Origin of the sequence: Paenibacillus sp. PDC88, from assembly GCF_900106725.1 — a bacterium.
Classification (GTDB): domain Bacteria; phylum Bacillota; class Bacilli; order Paenibacillales; family Paenibacillaceae; genus Paenibacillus; species Paenibacillus shunpengii.
In genome coordinates this window covers 405673-425475 of the sequence record NZ_FNNT01000001.1, presented here as the reverse complement: position 1 = coordinate 425475, position 19803 = coordinate 405673, and the positions used below count along the sequence as shown (strand labels likewise).

The following is a 19803-nucleotide window of genomic DNA, read 5'->3' as shown; positions in this document are numbered from 1 at the left end:
AGGTATGCAGGAGCATCGGCTGCTGGATAGTGAGCATTCTAAAGAATTGTTCTCTTATTACGGTTTGGCGGTATATTACTCACAGGCTTTAGAACAACAACTCGTCAATTTGCTGGTGCTTATGAAGCTCACGCAAGGTAAGGTCAACCCCGAGGAAGAGTTAACTTCGTTATACTATAAGAAATTAGGGAACTCTCTCGGACAACTGGTTAATGAAATACAGCACAATTTCGCTTTTACAGAAGAGGAAAGCGCCCTTCTTAACAATATTTGGAAGAAGCGAAATTACATTGTGCATGATTATTTCAAGGAACGCATTCTGGAGACTTTCAGCAGTGAAGGTCGCAGCCAAATGATTGACGAACTGATTGAATTTAAGGATCAGGCTCAGAATCTAGAGCAGAAGCTGTTATATTACACGAGGGTATTGTTAAATTCCCTTGAGCTTGAAGAAGAGGAGATCGATCAAGATCCGAGCGACGAAGAATCGAGCGCACAGGAGTAACCAATGGAGAACCATACGATATGCTTGTGTCCTATTCATAGGAATGTTATTTGTCTGGATATGCATGACGATGTGGGAGATTGTCTCTTACAGTCATAAGGACCATCGGCGTCACGGAGATACAGCAGTTGTACTCGGTGCAGCGGTTTATGGCCAATCACCTTCACCTGTCTTTCAATCGCGAATTGATCATGCTATTCATTTGTATCAAACCGGTGATGCGGATAAGATCATATTTACAGGTGGACGGAGCGAGAGGGATATCCATGCGGAATCTGAGGTAGGTCGAAGATATGCGATTCAACATGGAGTAGTACCAGAGGATATCTACATAGAGGATGTTTCACGCATTACAGAAACAAACTTGATTCAAGCAAAAAAGCTGGGTGATGCTCAGCTCATAAGTACCTACACGCTGGTAAGTGATCCACTGCATATGAAGCGTGCCGTGGTCATTGCTGAGCACCTTGGGATGGATGTGAAATCCTCTCCAACGCCGAATTCAAGATATCAGAGTCTTCGTACAAAGGTTCCTTTCTTAATGAGAGAAACGTTCTTGCTTATGGGATACCGAGTCATTCAGTGGATAAAATAACTCTCTTGCGATATTTCGCAAGAGAGTTATTTAAGTTGTGTTATTTACGATTTTTCTGAATCGAAATCATCGGCTTCTTAAGCATTACCCAATACGCCTGCAATACTGTGTGTATTCGCAGCTGTAGTTTCAGATGCTCCAGTCCCATGCTGCAGCTGATACATTTGATAATATCGGCCGCCCTTCTCCATGAGCTCGTCATGAGAGCCGCTTTCCACAATTTCTCCTTTATGCAGAACCAGAATCTGATCTGCATTGCGGATCGTCGATAGACGGTGCGCAATGATGAAGGTTGTTCTGCCTTTTTTCAATACTTCAAGAGCATCTTGAATGATGGCTTCGGTTTCAGTATCAATATTTGCTGTCGCTTCATCGAGAATCAGGATCGCCGGATCATAGGCAAGTGCTCTGGCAAAAGAGATCAACTGACGCTGCCCTGCAGACAGGGTGCTTCCCTTCTCAACAACCGGTTCATCAAACCCTTGTGGCAAGTGAGCGAGCAGCTGCTCTGCGCCTACATCTCGGAGGGCTTTGACGACGGTTTCTCTCGCTATTTTCTTATCCCCAAGACTGACGTTGGAGGCAATGGTTCCTGTAAAGAGATAAGGGTCCTGAAGTACAATTCCCATATGCTCACGCAGCCATTGTTTAGGAAGCTCTTGCACATTCTTGCCGTCAATGGTGATTGTGCCTTTCTGCGGATCATAGAATCGAAACAGCAGGTTAATGATTGAGCTCTTGCCAGACCCTGTGTGACCGACCAGGGCAACGGTTTGGCCTTGCTTTGCTTCGAAGGAAATATTTTTAAGCACATAGTCTCGCTTGTAAGCAAAGGATACGTCCTTGAATTCTACATTTCCAAGATACCTCGGCATCGAACCGTCGGTGACATTCTCGCCTTTTTCATCCATAAGTTCAAACACACGGCCTGCGGATACCATGGAGGAATCGAGGCTTGCGAGTTGATTGACCATGCCTGTAATCGGCTGGAAGAGACGTCCGAGAACATCAACAAAGGCATATAAGACACCCAGTGAAATTATGCTTGTGCCGTCAATGGAGCCTGCACCGAAATAGAGCAGAATGATAGCAAAGGCCAAATTACGAAGTACGTTAACCAGGTTATGGGAGGTGAAGGCGTTCAGATTCAGCATTTTGTTCTGATGCTTCATATAATCTTCGTTCAATGCTTCAAATTCCTCATATGTTTTCTTCTGGCGCCGGAACACTCGGATAATGGACATGCCTTGGATGGATTCGTTGATCATCGCATTGATCTCACTTAAGCGGGAGCGGATCACCGTATTGTATTTAGTCGCGAATCTCCGATACAGCACAATCCAGGCAATAAGTAGCGGAACGACAAACAACGAAATCAGTCCGAGCCTTACATCCAGAATAAAGAGGGCAATGTACACTCCAATCATGTTAATTATGCCTGAGAAGAAGTTGGAGAGAACAGCGACAAATAAGTCTTTGACTGCTTCTGTATCGTTCGTAATTCGAGAAACGACCTTGCCTGCCGGCAGATTATCAAAAAAATGAACCGGTAGCCTTTGGATATGAGCATATACATCTCTGCGCAGGCCTTGTATGACCTTGTTCGCTGAGGATTGGAGCCAGTAGGTCTTCCCAAATTCCATGACGATGGCAACGATCAGGAATACAAAGTACAGTCCAATCAGCTTGTAAATTCCAGGCAGCTCGGGTTTGTAAAAAGCGAACAGCTCACTGGCACTAAGCGGGGTGGCTTGGTATGTTGCCGTTTCTTCACCTCTTGTGATGGTCATCTCACCGTTGGAGTATGAACGATCTCCCCCTTCAATAGTGACAGGCTCATCGATCAGGTAGAAGGTGCGTCCGCTCTGGAGCACACGAATTTCGTCCCCGCGAGCCTCACCCTCTTCGAATCGATCACCGCGTTTATAATATTGATCATTATACAAGACAGACTTGTCTCCGGGTGCAGCTTCATAATAAGGCTTTTCAATGGCAAGAACGTGATTGTCAATCATGTTTTTGGCAATGAATGGGCCGGCCAGATCAGCTGCGACACCAATAGCGAGCATGATTAGAGCCGCAATAAATGTCCCTTTTGATTTTAGTGCATATTCATATAATCGTTTAGCGGTGCTTTTTTTCATAGGATCGGTACACCTCCTTAGCCTTCTAGATTAGATTCGACTTGCTGTCGTTCATATTGTTCGCGGTACCAGCCATTCTGCTGGATTAACTCATCATGCGTGCCTTGTTCAGTAATGATACCTTGGTCCAGCACGACGATATAGTCTGCATGCTCTACCGCTGATAGGCGATGGGTCGAGATAAGTGTCGTTTTGCTATCACGTTTGTTACGGATATTCTCAATTATCCGGGCTTCTGTTCTGGCATCGACCGCAGACAAGGCATCATCGAGAATAAGAATATCCGGGTCGGAGATAAATGCTCTTGCCAGAGACACACGCTGCTTCTGTCCGCCGGATAGGGCGATGCCTTTTTCACCGACTAAGGTATCTAGCCCATCCGATAATGTGCCAAGATCACCATCAAATGCAGCTGTTCGAATGGCCTCCATAATGACATTATCCGCTGCTCCCGGTCTTCCGAATTGGATGTTTTCTCTTACCGTTTTGGAGAACAGAATTTGTTCTTGAGGTACGTAGCCGATCCAGCTGTGCAGCTGATCTTTGGTGATGTCATCAATCGATGCCCCGCCGATGAGCAGCTCCCCTGATCCCGAAGGATACTCATGCAGAAACTGTTTTAGCAGGGTCGATTTGCCGCTTCCTGTACGTCCGACAACGCCGAGGGTCTGCCCTTGTTTAATCCTAATATTGATATTGGTCAGATTGTCTACCGTTGAAGTAGGGTAGCGGAAAGTTAGCTGTTTCATTTCAATAATATCAGGCTTATTTACGTGAACGGGCTGCTCTGCATCCTCGACGTCAGGTTTGACATACAGTGTCTCGTTTACCCGGTCAAGAGAGGCGTTGCCTCGCTGCATAATATTGATGAGTTCTCCAATGGCAAACATCGGCCAGATCATCATCCCTAAATACATATTGAAGGATACGAGATCTCCCAGCGTAATCTCATTCTGGAATACAAGATAAGTACCATATCCAAGACCGATAATATAACTGAGTCCAACAAACAAGCGAATGGTCGGCTCAAAGAAAGCATCGAGCTTAGCGACCGCGAGATTCTTGCGGTATACGTCATCGGTAATATCGTTAAAACGTTTTTCATCATGACGTTCCTGCACATAGGCGCGAATGACACGAACACCAGCTACGGATTCAAGAACCTGGTCATTCATATCTCCGAATGCATCCTGTGCGAGCGTGTATCGTTCGTGCACTTTCTTACCGTAGATCATCATGGCAATCGCTATAAAAGGCAGTGGAAGAACTGCGGCTAAGGTCAGTTTCCAGCTTACTAGGAATCCCATTGCTAACAATACTGTAGCGAGATATGCAGTAGAGTCTGTAAGTGTCAGCATTCCGAAGCCTGCAGTCATGGCAACAGAACGAAGATCATTCGTCGCCTTCGCCATCAAGTCGCCCGTACGGTTCCTCTCGAAGAATGGCGGCGTCATTCGAAGCAGGTGCCCCATATATTTTGAACGCAGAAGCTTCTCCACAAGATTGGCCCCGCCAAACAACTTATGCATCCATACATATGTAATGAGGTAGATAATCAACAGCATGCCGAGAATAAAGAAAATATACGTGAGGAGAGAAGACCAAGTAATCGAGCCGGTAACGATGTCATCGACGGCGATGCCGAGTACTCTTGGAGGAACGAGTTCTAAGACACCAACGAGAATAAGCAGAAGCATACCGACTGCATATCGCCTTCGTTCTTGCTTGAAATACCAGCCTAAATTTTTTAATACAGCAAACAAGTAAATCCCTTCCTTTCCTATCTGAAAATGTGACACGACTCTTCTTCTAGCAGTGAAAATACCGATTGAAGCGACAAAAAAGGCACACCGCTTTCGCAAACGGTATGCCTTATTATTTATCAGGTTCATACGCAGCAAAGTCACGTGCGTGAGCAGAACTGCGGGTGAATTCATGTAGAAGTGCATTCAAATAAACATCTTAAAACGTATGAATTAGCTTCCAGTTACCAGGCTGCTCTATATGAAGTTGTCTGAGCTGTAGTGCGTAATCATTCAGAATAATCATAAGAGTCACCCTTTCATTTGGAAATTAATTCGTTAGGAATCGTATGAGAGGATATTACCACTGGACTAAATATCTGTCAAACTTTTTTCACAATTTGGATGTTTCAAATAAAGTTTTACAGCCCAGAGATACAGATCTGTCATTTGTAATCTAAGCCCAGGAACGATATGATAATATAGACACAAAACGATGAGGAGTTGACCTTTTAAATGAGCATTCATGTGACGGAATCAGCCGCAAATTGGTACAAAAAAGAGCTGGGTGTCAAAGATGGCGAAGCCATTCGCTTCTATGCCCGTTATAGTTCGGGCGGCGGGCTTCATCCGGGCTTCTCACTCGGTATTTCAGTCGAACAGCCAGAGTATCCGGTGGAGAGCACAGAGGTGTCCGGTATTTTATTCTTTATGGAAGAGCACGATCATTGGTATTTGAAAGGACATCGTCTGGATGTGGGATATATTGAAGCAGAAGACGATATTATATACCGTTACGAAACTGAATAACGCATGAATTGGATGGTTTACAGCGATTATGCCTATGAGGGAGGGGACGATGAGGTGACTTCTGCCAAAAAAGATATGGCCCAATATGTTGCAAGCAAATCCATGATTACGGTGAAGGCGGCAATAGCCGTAGTAAATGATCAAGGCCATATTTTGCTCCAAGAGCGCGCAGATGATGGTCTATGGTATATGCCCTTAGGTGTAATGAAGCCAGGTGAAATGCTGGAGGATACAGCATATCGTGAGCTATGGGAGGAGACGGGGCTTACTGCGGAAGAAATGAAATTCGAAAGGCTCCTCTCTGGACCCGAATTCAAACGTGATTATCCTTCCGGGGACGAGGAGTACTATGTGATTGGAGTCTTCAGAGCCCAGGGAGTTCTGTATTCGGAACTAAACTATAGCTCAATGCAAGAAGGACCCATGCGTTTTTTTGCATTAAATGAAATTCCCAAGCTTTCTCCAGTTACCGCTCGTGTACTGTCCGATTATTTAGATTTAACTGAATTGAACTAAAGAACAGCTTCTCCTAGGAGGGGCTGTTTTTTTGTGAAAATGTAATAAGGATAAGCTAGCATAGAAAAGAGCCGCATTTAGCGGCCCTAATTGATTTGCGAAGTTCCACTTACTAAGCCGGGCCTGTTGTAAAATCATTGTTTTCCAAGGCGAATTCAAAGTCCTCGATATCATATACTTGTACAGGTACTCCAGCTTCAATGATACGGCCAATCCATTCAACCTGATCTGTGAGGAGTGGCTGTTGAAACCGTTGGGCGGTGAGTAGCAGCTCTGTTTCAATCGGGTCAAAAAACTCTCCGTACTGGGCAGTATCCATAGCTCCGACAATAATGATCGACACATGATCATCTAACGGGATTGAAGCGCTTTTTGCCCAGGGTACTTGAAGTGCCTTGCTTATTTTTTTTCTATTAAAAGGTTCCTCAAAATAAGAAATAAGTTCTCCGATTTTCTGTTTCACATGCTGATCTTCTTGGGGAGACTCCATTAAAGGCTCTGTGCTGGATTGCAATTCATACAATTCCAAGACCGTGGTATAAGGGATGAGGTATTCTACAGGCGCTGAAGGCGCCAGCAACTGACCATAAATTGCGACCATCACGGCTTCAGTAACCAGTTGTCTTGGCATAGCTTATCCTCCTGCTGCAACTATGTATTTTGCTTTTTGACAATTGATAAGAGTATATCACAGTTTAATGGGGTCCATAAACAGCTATATTAGTTCACGAAAAATAAGCAAGGGCGGTCAACTTCATAGAGAAGCAGGATGGCCCTTGCTTAGTTATGACTTACCAATGAGTAGAGAGAGAATGCCCGCTGCAATCAAGGGGCCAACGGGAACACCTTTAAACAAGGCTACACCGAGAACGGTTCCAATCAGCAATCCGGCCACGACGGTGGGTTGACCACTCATTAAGAATGCACCTCGTCCTCCAAGATAGGCAACAAGCATTCCGACAGCGATGGCGGCAAGCGATTTCCAATGCATGAATGAGGATAGTAGGGTATCGAAGCTAATCTTACCACTAGCCAGTGGAGTCATGACTCCAATTGTCAAAATAATAATTCCGACGGTCAACCCGTATTTCTCAAGCCATGGAAAAGCCTGCTGAGCTCCCGTAATCCGGATGAGCAGCAGTACGACAACGGCAATCGTAATTGGCGTATTATTACTAATGATGCCAAGAGCCGCAAATCCGAGTAATAACAGGGACGTCATATCCATTTTGTTCATCTCCCTACACCGTTAAGATCCCATTTTGTCTTTGATATGCTCGGCGATTAATTTTCCATGCCATCTGCCTGATTCAATAAACACTTCATTCGCATTCCGGCCAGAAGCAATGACCCCTGCTACATAAATTCCAGGAACACTACTTTCCATTGTTTCCGAATTATACAGTGGTTTATCCAGATCATCGGACATGGATACGCCTACTGAGGTGAGGAGCTTTCGATCCGGTCTAAAACCTGTCATCGCTAATACGAAATCGTTAGGCAGCTCAAAATCTACCCCTTCATTCGGAGTGACAATAACATGATCTTCAAGAATCTCGGTCACCCTTGATCCAAGATGCAATTTAATTCTGCCTTTGGAGACCAAACCTTCAAATAACGGACGAACCCACGGCTTGATGTGTTCTGAAATGCTATGCCCACGGTATACCATATCGATCTCGGCATCTACTCGAGCCAGCTCCATCGCCGCATCTACGGCAGAATTACTTCCTCCAATAATGGTGACCTTTGTCTTGGTATAAGGATGGGCCTCCCGAAAATAATGAGTGACTTTGTCTAATTGTTCTCCAGGTATGCCGAGATAATTAGGGTGGTCGAAGTATCCCGTGGCGACAACCACATTTTTTCCTTCGTAATAGACCGTCTCGCCAGTTCTGTTTTTAGAGCTTACACGGAACCCTTCTTCTTCCAGAGGACGGATCTCATAAGCTTCTTCATACAGTGAAATTTCCAGATTATAGTGTGCAGCTACTTTGCGGTAATAAGCTAGAGCTTCATAACGATAAGGCTTGTCATTTGGTGTACTGAACGGAATATCTCCGATTTCAAGCAGAGCTGCCGTACTGAAGAACTGCATATTCGTTGGATACAAGTAGATCGACTGCACCACATTGTATTTTTCTATAATGACAGAGGATAGTCCCTGTTTACCGCACTCAATGGCTGCAGATAAACCGCAGGGTCCTCCTCCGATGATGATGACGTCTTTCATCATGCTACATTTCATCTCCCTTTTCTGCTCCAATCATGTTTTTCAAGTATTTATTATCGTACCGTATTCTGCTGATGAATACCAGTAATTCGAAACCACACTTCGTTCAAGTTGACAATCGAGAAGTAGAAGAATATTATCTAATTAGATAAATATCAAATGTTATAACCATCAAATTAAATGGAATTGACTCGGCTCAATAAATATGGTGGAGGAATAGTTATGCAGCTTGATAAGATTGTAAATTACCACAAGGCACTCGCCGATCCAAATCGGATGCGAATGATGCTGTTATTATCTCAAGGTGAAATGAATGGACAAATGCTTGCAGACAAATTAAATCTTTCCCAGCCTACTGTAACGCATCATGCTGCTAAGCTGAGAGAAGCAGGACTCATTAAAGAGCGAAGGGACAAGAATACGATTTATTTTACACTTTATCCTTACCTCATTAAGGAGCACGCAGAAGCATCACTACATTTCATATTTAAGGGAGAGAGCCAGATGGTGGAAACAGACAGCAAGCAGAAATTGAAGGATTCCGTTATGAAAAATTTCTTTACGAAGGAAGGTAAGCTTAGATCTATTCCCGCTCAATACAAAAAGAAGCTTATTGTACTTCAGCATCTTGTAGAGCAGCTTGAGAAGGGAAGAAAGTATCAGGAGAAAGAAATCAATGAATTTATCAAACCGTATCATGAAGATTATGCCACGATCCGCAGAGAATTTATTATGCATGATTTCATGTACAGGGAGGAAGAAATATACGAGGTTAATCCGACAGAGATGTGGACGAAATGGGAGAACGTCAAATAATTAGGTTTGACATAACAATGTACCATCCTGTAATATATGGAAAAATGATGAAGGAGGCGATATCTATGAGTAACCTAATGATGAATGTATATGTTGTTGCTTGTAACTATCGTCTCCCGATCGGACAACAATCATCTCAGATTTAATTGTTTCAGCTGTCTTCTATGGAAGAGCTGTCAATTCATCAGAGGATGAAGATCCGTATGGGAGTATATCCTGTGCGGATTTTTGTGTGATACTCCTAATTCTCATGTTGAGGGATGCTCGGCTTGAATTGGAGGATAATGCCGCAGGGATATATACTGCGGTTTTTTTGTTTGCTTCGGGAGACCTGTATGAGGTATAGAACACCCAATTAATGGAGGTAGAACATTTGAAGAATAAGATCCAGAGAACAGAGTTAATTGAATTTGGCTGGACTGCATCATGGGATCAGAAGTGGGAAGACGTGATGAGCACATTCAATCATGCTGAGAAAGAAACACTCCAGCCTGCTCGAATTACAACAGACTACGGACAGAAGTACGGCATCTTAACACCGGAAGGGAATAAGTTCGGAAGCTTGTCAGGAAAGGCGAGAGCCCTATTTAGCGAGGGGAGTAAGCCAGGTGTGGGTGATTGGGTTATCGTAAAAACATATGGTGATTATGACGATGCTTTGATTCATGGTGTACTTGAACGAAACAGCGTGATTTCAAGACAGGCCGCCGGTTTTGAAACCAAAGAACAAATTATTGCTGCCAACGTCGATACCTTATTTATCGTGTGTGCTCTTAACGGAGATTACAATTCAAGAAGGCTGGAGCGGTATCTGATCATGGCTTGGAATAGCGGGGTTAATCCTGTCATTGTACTGAGCAAAAGTGATCTATGCGAGGATCTCTCTTCCTATCTGACAGAAACGGAAGCCATTGCTCCTGGCGTACCCGTCATTCCTGTATCCGCTCATTATGGCTTAGGGAAAGAAGCCTTGGAAGTCTACACGGACTCCGGTAAAACGGTTGCGCTGGTCGGCTCCTCAGGCAGTGGAAAATCGACCATGATTAACTGGCTCACAGGTAAGAGTCATCAGATGACTCAAGAGGTCCGGGAGGAAGATAGTAGAGGAAGACACACAACGACACACAGGGAAATGTTTACACTCCCGGAAGGCGGTATTCTGATTGATACTCCGGGCATGAGGGCCTTGTCGATCTGGGATGATGGAGAGGGCATCTCCCGTACCTTTGAGGATATTGAACAGCTCGCACAGCAATGTCGATTCTCTGATTGTCAGCATCTACAGGAGGTCGGCTGTGCCGTGAGGGATGCAATTCAAACGGGAGAGCTGGAGACGAAGCGGCTGGAAAATTATCACAAGATGCTGCGAGAAATTCAGTTTCAAGTCAAAAAAGAGGCTGTAGCTGCAAAAAAGAGCACTAGAAATACGAAGCATAGTACGACTCGTGACAAAAAAAGTGGCTGGCGTAAAGAAATAGAAGATTAAGGCTGCGCTTATCTATACGGCAGTGCATAGGATGAAACAGGAGGAATGCACATGCCAAATTATCGAATAATTGTAGATCTGTCTGATCATCAGCTGTATCTGCTTGATTATGATGTTGTCGTTCGAGCTTATCCCGTTGCGATTGGTGCAATGGTTACACAGACACCGGTTGGAGAATTTACAATTGTCAACAAACAGCCCAATCCGGGAGGGCCATTCGGGGCTTTTTGGATGGGTTTGTCCAAAGCTCATTATGGAATTCATGGGACCAATAACCCTTCCTCTATTGGACAGAATGTGTCCCGCGGATGTATTAGAATGTACAATCAGGATGTGCTTGATCTGGAGAGTAAAGTTCCTGTCGGCACAAGAGTGACCATAAGACCGTAGGGTGATGTGACAGAGGGTATTCGCTCTATGGCGACTACCCTGATCATGATACTCATTCAGGAGGAATGCAAATGATCATTAGACAAGCTGTATTCGAAGACGCAGCAGCCATTGCTAGAGTACATGTGGACAGCTGGCGAACAGCATATAAGGGAGTTATCAAGGAAGAGGTCCTAGCCGGGTTATCCGTGGAACAGAGGACGACGAACTGGCAGAGACAGCTGGATCCGGCACTTGATCAAACAGCGGTGTATGTAGCTGAGACGGAGGAAGGGGGCATCATTGGATTTGCGAGCGGGGGGCCGAGCCGAACCCATAGTCTCCCATATGAAGGAGAGTTATACGCGATATACATATTGGACAGCTATCGAAGGCAAGGAATCGGATTGCAATTAATGCAATCGATCGCGGTATTTTTACGGGACCAAGGGCATGATTCTATGTTTCTATGGGCGCTTAAGGATAACCGGTATCGAGCATTTTATGAAAAATGGCACGGAGTTTCTGCTGGAGATAAACTCGTTCACATCGGAGGCGAAGACTATACCGAAATTGCATACGGGTGGGATAACCTCGATGAGTTACTGCGATTTAAATGAATAATACAGCGGAATTTGTCTACCTTTGTTCTCATTTGTAAACTTCGCGGGGACGGGTAAAATATTTTGTGAAAAAGTGGTTTACAGCTGTTTTGAAATGACAATTTATGGTTAATTCTGGTGTACCGGATCAATAGCGGGAGATACAGTCATGCCGGACTGAGGAATAAAGAATAGGAGGCTGTTACCTATGTCAACGTCCATTGATCGATTTATCCTTCATAAATTAGACAGCTGTAAGGAAGAGAATACGAGAGAGCATTTGCTTGAGTTATTTATGATACGCATCGAAATGGCGGCCAGAACTGAGGAAGTGATGAAGCGCAGGAAGTCTGTTTTTATCAACTAGTTCATTGTCGTTATGTCAACATAAAAGTTAATCTACGGTTTTTCGGAGGAACCTTCTACATAGGAGGTTCTTTCTTTTTGAATATAAACACGGTAGGAAGTCAACAAAAGATACCTGATGTCAACACCCTCCACTATAAAAGCGATGGACCCTGCTCCTATAATCAACTTGAAGGAGGAGACGGCATATGCGAATTAACATCAAGCAATTTATTCGAAACATCCCGCTTCATCTTATGATCCTGCCGGGACTTATTCTCGTCTTAGTTTTCAGTTATATCCCTATGGCGGGGCTTGTTATTGCATTTCAGAATTTTTCCCCGATCGCAGGCTTCAAAAATATGAACTGGGTGGGTCTCGATAATTTCAGGTATTTGTTTGATTTACCAGGCTTCAGTCAAGTGGTATGGAATACAGTATTTATCTCCGTAATGAAAATAGTCGCAGGACTTGTTGTCCCTGTCCTTGTGGCTTTGCTCTTAAATGAGGTGAGAAGGACTGGATTCAAACGAACCATTCAAACCATTATCTACATGCCTCATTTCTTCTCGTGGGTCATACTGGCCAGCATTATTGTCGATGTATTGTCACCCAGCAGCGGAATTGTCAATATGGCTCTTAAAGCCGTCGGGATTGACCCCATACAATTTCTTGCTAGTAATGAGTGGTTCCCGTACATATTAGTTATTACGGATCAATGGAAGGAATTTGGGTTTGGAACGATCATCTATCTGGCCGCATTAACAAGCATAGATCATTCCTTATACGAAGCTTCTGTTATTGACGGAGCGGGACGATGGAAGCAGACCTGGCACATTACACTTCCAGGAATCCGCCCGATTGTCATTCTGATGGTGACACTGAGCCTCGGAAATGTTCTTAATGGAGGATTTGATCAAGTCTTCAACTTGTATAATCCACTTGTATATGAATCAGGGGACATTCTAGATACGATGATCTACCGGATCGGACTTCAGGATGCACAGTACTCTGTATCTACTGCACTGGGTCTTATCAAATCGGTTGTTTCGTTCGTCTTTATCGGACTTGGATATTATTTGGCCTATCGTTTTGCGAATTATAGGATTTTTTAGGAAGGGAGGCCCTTACAACATGCATCATACGACCAAAGCCTATCGCTGTTTCATCCTATTTAATTACGTCATCTTAACCATCCTTGCTCTACTCTGTTTATTTCCGATTGTAAACATCCTGGCGATTTCCTTCAGCTCAAGCGAAGCGGTAAAAGCAGGGAGCGTGACCTTCTGGCCCGTTGATTTTACCCTGTCCTCCTATCAATATATATTGGAGCACAAGCAGTTTCTTAACTCCTTCGGCACAAGTCTGCTGCGAGTCGTGCTGGGGGTTCTGGTTAATCTCGTCTGTACAATTCTTGTAGCCTATCCCTTATCCAAGGAAGTCGATAAATTTCGTTCAAGAACGGTATACGCCTGGATCTTCGTTTTTACCATGCTGTTTAGCGGCGGGTTAATTCCTGGATACTTAATCGTCAAAGAAGCAGGTCTGCTGGATTCCATATGGGCTCTAATTCTCCCTGGAGCAGTGCCAATCTTTAACGTATTGTTGATGCTGAATTTCTTTCGCGGGCTGCCCAAAGAATTGGAGGAAGCCTCATGGATGGACGGCGCAGGTCATCTGCGGACACTCTGGAGTGTATACTTGCCGATCTCCTTGCCAAGCATCGCCACAGTAACACTGTTTGCACTGGTCGGTCACTGGAATGCGTGGTTTGACGGAATGATCTATATGAAGAGTCCGGAACATTATCCGCTTGCAACCTATCTTCAGTCCATGCTTCAGCAAGTGCAGACGATATCCACGGACAGTATGACCTTTGAAGATGCAGCACTTTTGAATCAAATTTCAGATCGCACAACACAAGCATCTCAGATCTTCTTGTCCGTCATTCCTATACTGCTTATTTATCCGTTCCTTCAGCGTTATTTTGTACATGGTCTTGTTGTAGGTAGCGTAAAAGGGTAAGATTCCAACAGGGAGCAGCAGTTAGCAGTAAAGGGGCCGTTTTCCGGCTCCTTTTTGCGTTAGGAGAGGAGCAGATGTTACCTTGAGAAGGTTTTTTGCGATGTGGAAATCAAAATCAATCGTAGTGAAGCTGATGGGGGCGTTTGTACTCGTTTTTTTACCGTTATATTTCATCAGCATCATGATTACAATGTCCAGTTCTGCACAAATGCAGGCTGAAGTGGAGAGGGCCCACGAGTCCAAGCTCCATTTCTACCATAGTCATCTTGAGTTTGAGCTGCAGCGGATGACCGGGTTGGTCAACGAATATACCTTTGACGATACGATGTCCACCCTGAGTACACGTATACCGATCATGAACAGTTATGAAGTTACCTCGAATCTGAATAATATCCATAACAAGCTGAGCCAAATCAAAGAAACAAGTCCCTATATCAGCGATGTTGTCTATTATGTGCCCGCTCTGCATAAGAGGGTCAGCGCAGTTGACGGCATTCGAAATGTGGAGGACGCGGAGTGGAAGAACCTTATCGATTCCATGGGGAATCTGCATGGCGCTTTATCTCATGTTGGCGAGGAGTTATACCTCCTTCGCAGCAATCCTTACAATATGAATCGTGAGGAAGCTCCCAATTTCTTACTCGGCATCCGGCTCTCCAGCGATGAGCTGAAACGCCGGCTTCAAGAGTTTTCCGAAACAGGAGGGAGTGAGATCACTTTGTCCTTCGGACAGGGCAATCAGGTGGTGATCCCATCTAAGAATCAGGTGGCAGATCTTAAACAAAGCTTACACACCTTGGATGCATCCCAGCCAGCCCAGAGCATCACACGATATGATACAGAGGAAGCTTTCCATTACTCACTATTTGACCGTGAACATTACTTTACATTAACAGCAAGCATTCCGCATCAAGTTCTTAGAGCACCAATGGAAAAATATACGCTGTGGCTGTGGGTTCTAACGATACTGTCTATTGTCATCATATTTATCTTCTCCTTCTCCGTGTATAAATCCATTCATAAGCCGTTGTCCGTACTGATCGGCGGGTTTAAGACGGCAGAGCAGGGACAGACGGGTATTCACATTCCTCATTCTAGAAAAGATGAATTTGGTTATTTATATTCTCGGTTTAATGATATGCTAAAACGCTTACATATTCTGATTGAAGAAAACTATGTTGCCCGAATTCGGACGAGTGAAGCGGAACTCAAGCATCTTCAGTCGCAGATTAAGCCGCATTTTTTGTATAACAGCTTCTTTAATATTAAACAAATGGCAGAGGTCGAGAACGTTGAGCTGATTCAGGAATTTACTGATTATTTGGGTCAGTATTTCCGTTATATGACGAGAGACTCTAAGCCGGAGGTATCACTGGGGGAAGAGATTGATCATGCACTTGTATACCTGGCCATTCAAAATATCCGTTTTGGTTCGAGAGTTACAGCCATTATCTCTGATATCGAACATCAATTTAGAAGTGTGACGGTCCCGAGAGTCATAATCCAGCCTGTAATCGAGAATGCATACGAGCACGCCTTGTCCAAACGGATCCAGGGGGGTGTGCTGAAAATATCATATAAGAATGATGAGAACCAGCTGCAAATTTGCGTTGAGGATAATGGAGAGGCTCTGACAGATGAGACCTTGAGTACATTGTCTAAGAAATTATCACATGCAGCACATCGGCATGATGGTGAAGAAATAACGGGACTCATCAATGTTCACGAAAGATTACGCATTCAATTTGGCAATGCTTACGGACTCAGCGTGAGCCGCAGCCCTATGGGAGGTCTGCGAGTTACTTTCAACTTACCATTCAAGGGAGAAGATAGATGATGCAACGAATGCTTATTGTAGATGATGAACCTCTTATTTTGGACGGGTTGTATACCTATTTTCAGAAGGCAGAGATCAGTGAATTAGAAGTTATTAAGGCACATTCTGCGATTGAAGCCATGGATTGGCTGAACATGGTCAAGATTGATATTGTACTCAGCGATATTTGTATGCCTGAAATGGATGGAATGGCTCTAATCCAAGAGATTATGGAGCGCTGGCCGCGCTGTAAGATCATATTGCTGACAGGTCATAACGAGTTTGAATATGCTCATCAAGCGATTCGTAACCCATGCGTTGTCGATTACCTGCTGAAAACAGAAGGAATGAGTCAGATCCGTAAGGCGGTAGACCGGGCTATGCAGCAAATTGAGGAGGAGAACGACTTTCGATATCAGACCAGCTGGTTTCGAAACAAGCTTCCGCGGGCTTTACCCCAGCTTCATAGACAATTATTAATAGACATTATACAGAGAGATGAGAATCTGGATTCCAGCAGTTTACAGGATGAGTTCGATGCGATTCAGCTTCCATTTGATTCTACCGAATGGGTGCTGCCCATTATTATACGTGTGGAGGAATGGAACAACTATGAGACAAGCTCAGATCGAAGTCTGATTCGTTATGCAGCGGCGAATATTGCTGAAGAGTATTTGCAGGATAAGTCACGAGTGAGAGCAATTGACCTGGATCATCAGGTCATCGCCTGTTTTGTTCAAATGAATGATCGTATGGTGAATCCTTCGCCGGATGAAAAGTGGGTACGAACACTGCGATTTGTGCATGGAACGCTTGAAACCGTACAGCAGTCCATCGCCAATTGTCTCAATATTTCGGTATCGATCATGGTCAGTGAGCAGCCTGTGAGCTGGGTAAAGCTTAGTCAGGTCATTGCTCAGCTTCGTCTATCCGCGATGGAGGGGCCGGGTCAAGGAATGGAGAAGCTGCTGCGTGTTGACATTCATAATGAAGTTAGTCACACGCCGCTGCTGATGAACAAGCTGGCTGTCGCATCCCTTCATTTAGAGCAGATTAAACAGAGGGTGACGACGAGAGATAAGGATTGGAGTGAGTCCTTCCGCAAATGGACGGATACAGCATCCGAGGGACTTGAAGATCCGTTTGTTCGAATGAGAATATACACAGCTGCAGGAAGCTGCTTGCTGGAAGTTCTGCAGGAGCTCGGCTTGTACGAAGTGGCTATGAAAGAGATTGATCTGTCTCAAATGCTCCATTTTAATATACAGACTCGGTGGCCGGATATCGTTAGATTCTACCAATCCTCATTTGAGTGGATCGCATCCAAGAGAAGTGACAGCCGAATTACAGACCAATCTCAAATACTGATTGCCATTCATGCTTATATCAAAAATCATCTGGAGGATGATCTCTCGCTGACTCGGATTGCCCAGGAAGTATCATTAAACCCTTCATACTTATCGAGGTGGTATAAGCGAATTACGGGGAAAGGCATTTCTGACTATATCTATGAAAAAAGAGTGGAGCGAAGCAAGGAGCTGCTGCTGGGGTCCACATATAAAATGCATGAGATATCAGCCAAGGTGGGCTTCAGTGATCAGCATTATTTCTATCGCTTCTTCAAGAAGGCGATCGGCTGCACACCACAAGAATATCGAGATCAAAAAATCTGATCCGACCCTAAATGGTAAATAAAAGATACCGGATGTAAAGACGTACCACTCGCTCATGTCAGCGCTTTCTTAGTACGATGTGTATATACCTCAGGGGAGGAAATAAAGGGGGATTCGCATGGGAATGTCATTTAAGAAGATAACAATGTTATCGATGTCTGTCGTGCTTACAGCAGCACTAGCTGCTTGTTCATCCGGATCAGGAAGTACAGAGGCGGAATCCACACCTGCGACACCACAACAGGATGCAGGAGGTCCGCTTACCAAATATGATCCGCCAATTAAGCTGAGATCCACGATGAACGAGACGGGAAAAGAAACTTTAGCTGAAGGTGACACTCATACAGATAATATCTGGCTTAGAGGCTATAAGGATGAGCTCGGTATTGAAGTTACCTATGACTGGGTTGTAGCGGATGCCAACTATAATGACAAGATGAATGTTACGCTTGCCAGCGGTGATTTGCCGGATGTCTTGAAAGTGAGCGCGGTGCAGTTTGAGCAATTGTATGAAGCCGGCATGCTGGAAGATTTAACCGAGGTCTATGATAAATACGCTTCCGATCTCGTTAAAGAGTTTCTGTCAGCGGAGGACGGTGCGGGTCTGAAGCCTGTAACTAAAGATGGTAAGATCTACGCGATGGTGAGCTTCCCAGGTTCCTTGGATTCCTCGGATATGATCTGGATTCGTCAAGATTGGCTTAAGAATGTAGGTCTTGACGCTCCACAATCCATGCAGGATGTCATTGAAATTGCAGAGGCCTTTACATTTAACGATCCAGATGGAAACGGCAAACAGGATACTTTCGGTATTGCACTGAACAAAGATCTGCCGATTAATGGATTCTTGCTTGGCTACCATGGTTATCTTGAAACATGGATTAAGGACGAATCCGGACAAGTCGTGAATGGTACAATACAGCCTGAAGTCAAAGAAGGTCTGCAAGAGCTCCAAAGATTGTACAAAGATGGTGTTATTGATCCCGAATTCGGTGTGAAGGATTTCGCAAAAATGATGGAGGACGTCAATGCAGGGAAGTCAGGCATGTTCTTCCTGCCGCAATGGGCACCATTCCAAGTCAGCGGGATGATCAAGAATGACCCTAATGTCGATTGGCTTCCATACCCGGTTCAATCCATTGATGATCAGCCGGCCAAGACTCAGAACCATCTGACGCTCGGCGGTATATTCGCTGTACGTAAAGGATATGAGCATCCGGAAGCACTAATTAAGCTGCTGAACTTCCAAGCTGAAAAAATGTTTGGAGAAGCGGCGGAGACAGAGCGTGCGGACTACCTGAATGGTATGACAGGACTCGGCTTCCAGAATGCAACCGTATCAAATCTCCCTGCTAACAAGAACGTGCAGGCTCAGGATGAGGTTGAGAAGGCACTAGAGTCAGGGGATACATCAGGACTTGGTCTTGAGGCGAAGCTGTTCTATGACGATATTATGGATTATCGTTCAGGTAACCTGGATAAATGGCATATGGAACGGATCTTCGGACCTGAGAGCTCGCAAGGAGTAATTAAGCACTATCGTGATAACGATCTGATTGTTATGAACGAATTCATATATGCACCAACCAAAACGATGAACACGAAATCAGCAACACTGGATAAACTGAGAGCAGAAACCTTCCTTAAGATTATATATGGTAATCTGCCAATCGATGAGTTTGATAATTTCGTTGCCAACTGGAAGAAGCTCGGCGGAGATGAAATTACGAAGGAAGTGAATGAGCTGATTAACGCAAGTAAATGATGAATGCAAGATTCAGACCTAACCAATGAGATTGGTGCCAGCAAGCCACAATACGATTTTTGCGTATTGTGGCTTTGTCATTGCTGGATATAAAAAAACACTATCCCTTTAGTAAAGGGATAGTGCCAGCGTGTCGTCTTCTCTGATACTGTGAAGAATCGCCTCGCTTCCGATAATTTCAATACTGATTAATGTATGCAAACATTTTTGTAAAGCGCGCTTACCATTATTAATCTTATCTTCTAATGCGCTGCTTAGCAGCTTTAATGTTTTTTGTACAGGTTGCTTGTTCTCAGCATTAAAATAAACCGGAATTTTTTTGTTTTGGAAAAAGATCAATGTTCTCATTAGAAATCACCTC

At 44.3% G+C, this 19803-nt stretch carries 20 protein-coding genes; 14 read left to right on the top strand and 6 right to left on the bottom strand.

Translation table 11 applies throughout. The features are described 5' to 3' along the window. Positions 1 to 4 precede the first annotated feature (4 nt). Both BLW49_RS01795 and BLW49_RS01790 read left to right on the top strand, forming a co-directional pair. Positions 5 to 505, top strand: coding sequence for a hypothetical protein (locus BLW49_RS01795; RefSeq protein WP_090722927.1), 501 nt, complete (start codon positions 5 to 7; stop codon positions 503 to 505). 70 nt (positions 506 to 575) lie between these two features. Further along, on the top strand, positions 576 to 1100 hold the full coding sequence (locus tag BLW49_RS01790; RefSeq protein ID WP_177178617.1) for a YdcF family protein: 525 nt from the start codon (positions 576 to 578) through the stop codon (positions 1098 to 1100). A 77-nt stretch (positions 1101 to 1177) separates the two neighbouring features. On the opposite strand, the gene BLW49_RS01785 is transcribed toward BLW49_RS01790, so the two are convergent. Next, positions 1178 to 3244, bottom strand: coding sequence for an ABC transporter ATP-binding protein (locus BLW49_RS01785; RefSeq protein WP_090722924.1), 2067 nt, complete (start codon positions 3242 to 3244; stop codon positions 1178 to 1180). 17 nt (positions 3245 to 3261) lie between these two features. Further along, positions 3262 to 5007: an ABC transporter ATP-binding protein gene (locus BLW49_RS01780; RefSeq protein ID WP_090722922.1), complete on the bottom strand. Its 1746-nt coding sequence runs from the start codon at positions 5005 to 5007 to the stop codon at positions 3262 to 3264. A 495-nt stretch (positions 5008 to 5502) separates the two neighbouring features. On the opposite strand from BLW49_RS01780, the gene BLW49_RS01775 reads away from it, so the two are divergent. Next, on the top strand, positions 5503 to 5796 hold the full coding sequence (locus BLW49_RS01775) for a HesB/YadR/YfhF family protein (RefSeq protein ID WP_047909628.1): 294 nt from the start codon (positions 5503 to 5505) through the stop codon (positions 5794 to 5796). A 3-nt stretch (positions 5797 to 5799) separates the two neighbouring features. Then, entirely contained in the window at positions 5800 to 6312 is a 513-nt protein-coding gene (locus BLW49_RS01770) for an NUDIX domain-containing protein (RefSeq protein WP_083655684.1), read from the top strand. A 112-nt stretch (positions 6313 to 6424) separates the two neighbouring features. Here the strand turns inward: BLW49_RS01770 and BLW49_RS01765 are convergent, their stop codons facing one another. The 3 genes from BLW49_RS01765 to BLW49_RS01755 all read right to left on the bottom strand — a co-directional run bounded on the left by BLW49_RS01765 (position 6425) and on the right by BLW49_RS01755 (position 8545). Then, on the bottom strand, positions 6425 to 6943 hold the full coding sequence (locus BLW49_RS01765) for an ADP-heptose synthase (RefSeq protein ID WP_076311062.1): 519 nt from the start codon (positions 6941 to 6943) through the stop codon (positions 6425 to 6427). Positions 6944 to 7096: 153 nt separating this feature from the next. Further along, entirely contained in the window at positions 7097 to 7540 is a 444-nt protein-coding gene (locus BLW49_RS01760) for a DUF441 domain-containing protein (protein WP_090722920.1), read from the bottom strand. A gap of 21 nt (positions 7541 to 7561) precedes the next feature. Continuing rightward, positions 7562 to 8545: a YpdA family putative bacillithiol disulfide reductase gene (locus tag BLW49_RS01755; protein ID WP_090723798.1), complete on the bottom strand. Its 984-nt coding sequence runs from the start codon at positions 8543 to 8545 to the stop codon at positions 7562 to 7564. A gap of 222 nt (positions 8546 to 8767) precedes the next feature. Here BLW49_RS01755 and BLW49_RS01750 point away from each other — a divergent pair, with 222 nt between their 5' ends. The 10 genes from BLW49_RS01750 to BLW49_RS01710 all read left to right on the top strand — a co-directional run bounded on the left by BLW49_RS01750 (position 8768) and on the right by BLW49_RS01710 (position 19442). Then, positions 8768 to 9361 (top strand): DUF2087 domain-containing protein, encoded by a 594-nt coding sequence (locus tag BLW49_RS01750; RefSeq protein WP_076311060.1) that lies wholly within the window; start codon positions 8768 to 8770, stop codon positions 9359 to 9361. 451 nt (positions 9362 to 9812) lie between these two features. Beyond that, on the top strand, positions 9813 to 10847 hold the full coding sequence (gene rsgA / locus BLW49_RS01745) for a ribosome small subunit-dependent GTPase A (RefSeq protein ID WP_371264527.1): 1035 nt from the start codon (positions 9813 to 9815) through the stop codon (positions 10845 to 10847). A gap of 51 nt (positions 10848 to 10898) precedes the next feature. After that, positions 10899 to 11237, top strand: a complete 339-nt coding sequence (locus tag BLW49_RS01740; protein ID WP_076311059.1) for a L,D-transpeptidase — start codon at positions 10899 to 10901, stop codon at positions 11235 to 11237. Between the two features lie 71 nt (positions 11238 to 11308). Then, on the top strand, positions 11309 to 11836 hold the full coding sequence (locus BLW49_RS01735) for a GNAT family N-acetyltransferase (protein WP_177178616.1): 528 nt from the start codon (positions 11309 to 11311) through the stop codon (positions 11834 to 11836). A 190-nt stretch (positions 11837 to 12026) separates the two neighbouring features. Further along, a complete protein-coding gene (locus BLW49_RS28655; protein WP_177178615.1) occupies positions 12027 to 12185 on the top strand; it encodes a hypothetical protein in 159 nt (52 codons plus the stop codon). A 187-nt stretch (positions 12186 to 12372) separates the two neighbouring features. Continuing rightward, on the top strand, positions 12373 to 13278 hold the full coding sequence (locus tag BLW49_RS01730) for an ABC transporter permease (protein WP_090722913.1): 906 nt from the start codon (positions 12373 to 12375) through the stop codon (positions 13276 to 13278). Between the two features lie 19 nt (positions 13279 to 13297). Then, entirely contained in the window at positions 13298 to 14188 is an 891-nt protein-coding gene (locus BLW49_RS01725) for a carbohydrate ABC transporter permease (RefSeq protein WP_090722912.1), read from the top strand. Positions 14189 to 14288: 100 nt separating this feature from the next. Next, positions 14289 to 16025, top strand: coding sequence for a sensor histidine kinase (locus tag BLW49_RS01720; RefSeq protein ID WP_090722909.1), 1737 nt, complete (start codon positions 14289 to 14291; stop codon positions 16023 to 16025). Beyond that, positions 16022 to 17677 (top strand): response regulator transcription factor, encoded by a 1656-nt coding sequence (locus BLW49_RS01715; RefSeq protein ID WP_256209538.1) that lies wholly within the window; start codon positions 16022 to 16024, stop codon positions 17675 to 17677. Before BLW49_RS01720 ends, BLW49_RS01715 begins: the two co-directional genes overlap by 4 nt. A gap of 118 nt (positions 17678 to 17795) precedes the next feature. Beyond that, positions 17796 to 19442 carry an extracellular solute-binding protein gene (locus BLW49_RS01710; protein WP_090722904.1) on the top strand — a complete coding sequence of 549 codons (1647 nt, stop codon included), beginning with the start codon at positions 17796 to 17798 and terminating at the stop codon, positions 19440 to 19442. 108 nt (positions 19443 to 19550) lie between these two features. On the opposite strand, the gene BLW49_RS01705 is transcribed toward BLW49_RS01710, so the two are convergent. Continuing rightward, on the bottom strand, positions 19551 to 19790 hold the full coding sequence (locus BLW49_RS01705; RefSeq protein WP_076311052.1) for a hypothetical protein: 240 nt from the start codon (positions 19788 to 19790) through the stop codon (positions 19551 to 19553). Positions 19791 to 19803 lie beyond the last annotated feature (13 nt).

Coding starts and splice junctions, on each gene's coding strand:
- BLW49_RS28655 (WP_177178615.1), top strand. CDS start 12,027: ATGTCAACGTCCATTGATCGATTTATCCTTCATAAATTAGACAGCTGT.
- BLW49_RS01795 (WP_090722927.1), top strand. CDS start 5: ATGCAGGAGCATCGGCTGCTGGATAGTGAGCATTCTAAAGAATTGTTC.
- BLW49_RS01705 (WP_076311052.1), bottom strand. CDS start 19,790: ATGAGAACATTGATCTTTTTCCAAAACAAAAAAATTCCGGTTTATTTT.
- BLW49_RS01760 (WP_090722920.1), bottom strand. CDS start 7,540: ATGGATATGACGTCCCTGTTATTACTCGGATTTGCGGCTCTTGGCATC.
- BLW49_RS01755 (WP_090723798.1), bottom strand. CDS start 8,545: ATGAAAGACGTCATCATCATCGGAGGAGGACCCTGCGGTTTATCTGCA.
- BLW49_RS01710 (WP_090722904.1), top strand. CDS start 17,796: ATGGGAATGTCATTTAAGAAGATAACAATGTTATCGATGTCTGTCGTG.
- BLW49_RS01765 (WP_076311062.1), bottom strand. CDS start 6,943: ATGCCAAGACAACTGGTTACTGAAGCCGTGATGGTCGCAATTTATGGT.
- BLW49_RS01775 (WP_047909628.1), top strand. CDS start 5,503: ATGAGCATTCATGTGACGGAATCAGCCGCAAATTGGTACAAAAAAGAG.
- BLW49_RS01725 (WP_090722912.1), top strand. CDS start 13,298: ATGCATCATACGACCAAAGCCTATCGCTGTTTCATCCTATTTAATTAC.
- BLW49_RS01750 (WP_076311060.1), top strand. CDS start 8,768: ATGCAGCTTGATAAGATTGTAAATTACCACAAGGCACTCGCCGATCCA.
- BLW49_RS01720 (WP_090722909.1), top strand. CDS start 14,289: ATGTGGAAATCAAAATCAATCGTAGTGAAGCTGATGGGGGCGTTTGTA.
- BLW49_RS01735 (WP_177178616.1), top strand. CDS start 11,309: ATGATCATTAGACAAGCTGTATTCGAAGACGCAGCAGCCATTGCTAGA.
- BLW49_RS01785 (WP_090722924.1), bottom strand. CDS start 3,244: ATGAAAAAAAGCACCGCTAAACGATTATATGAATATGCACTAAAATCA.
- BLW49_RS01730 (WP_090722913.1), top strand. CDS start 12,373: ATGCGAATTAACATCAAGCAATTTATTCGAAACATCCCGCTTCATCTT.
- rsgA (WP_371264527.1), top strand. CDS start 9,813: ATGAGCACATTCAATCATGCTGAGAAAGAAACACTCCAGCCTGCTCGA.
- BLW49_RS01740 (WP_076311059.1), top strand. CDS start 10,899: ATGCCAAATTATCGAATAATTGTAGATCTGTCTGATCATCAGCTGTAT.
- BLW49_RS01770 (WP_083655684.1), top strand. CDS start 5,800: ATGAATTGGATGGTTTACAGCGATTATGCCTATGAGGGAGGGGACGAT.
- BLW49_RS01790 (WP_177178617.1), top strand. CDS start 576: ATGTGGGAGATTGTCTCTTACAGTCATAAGGACCATCGGCGTCACGGA.
- BLW49_RS01715 (WP_256209538.1), top strand. CDS start 16,022: ATGATGCAACGAATGCTTATTGTAGATGATGAACCTCTTATTTTGGAC.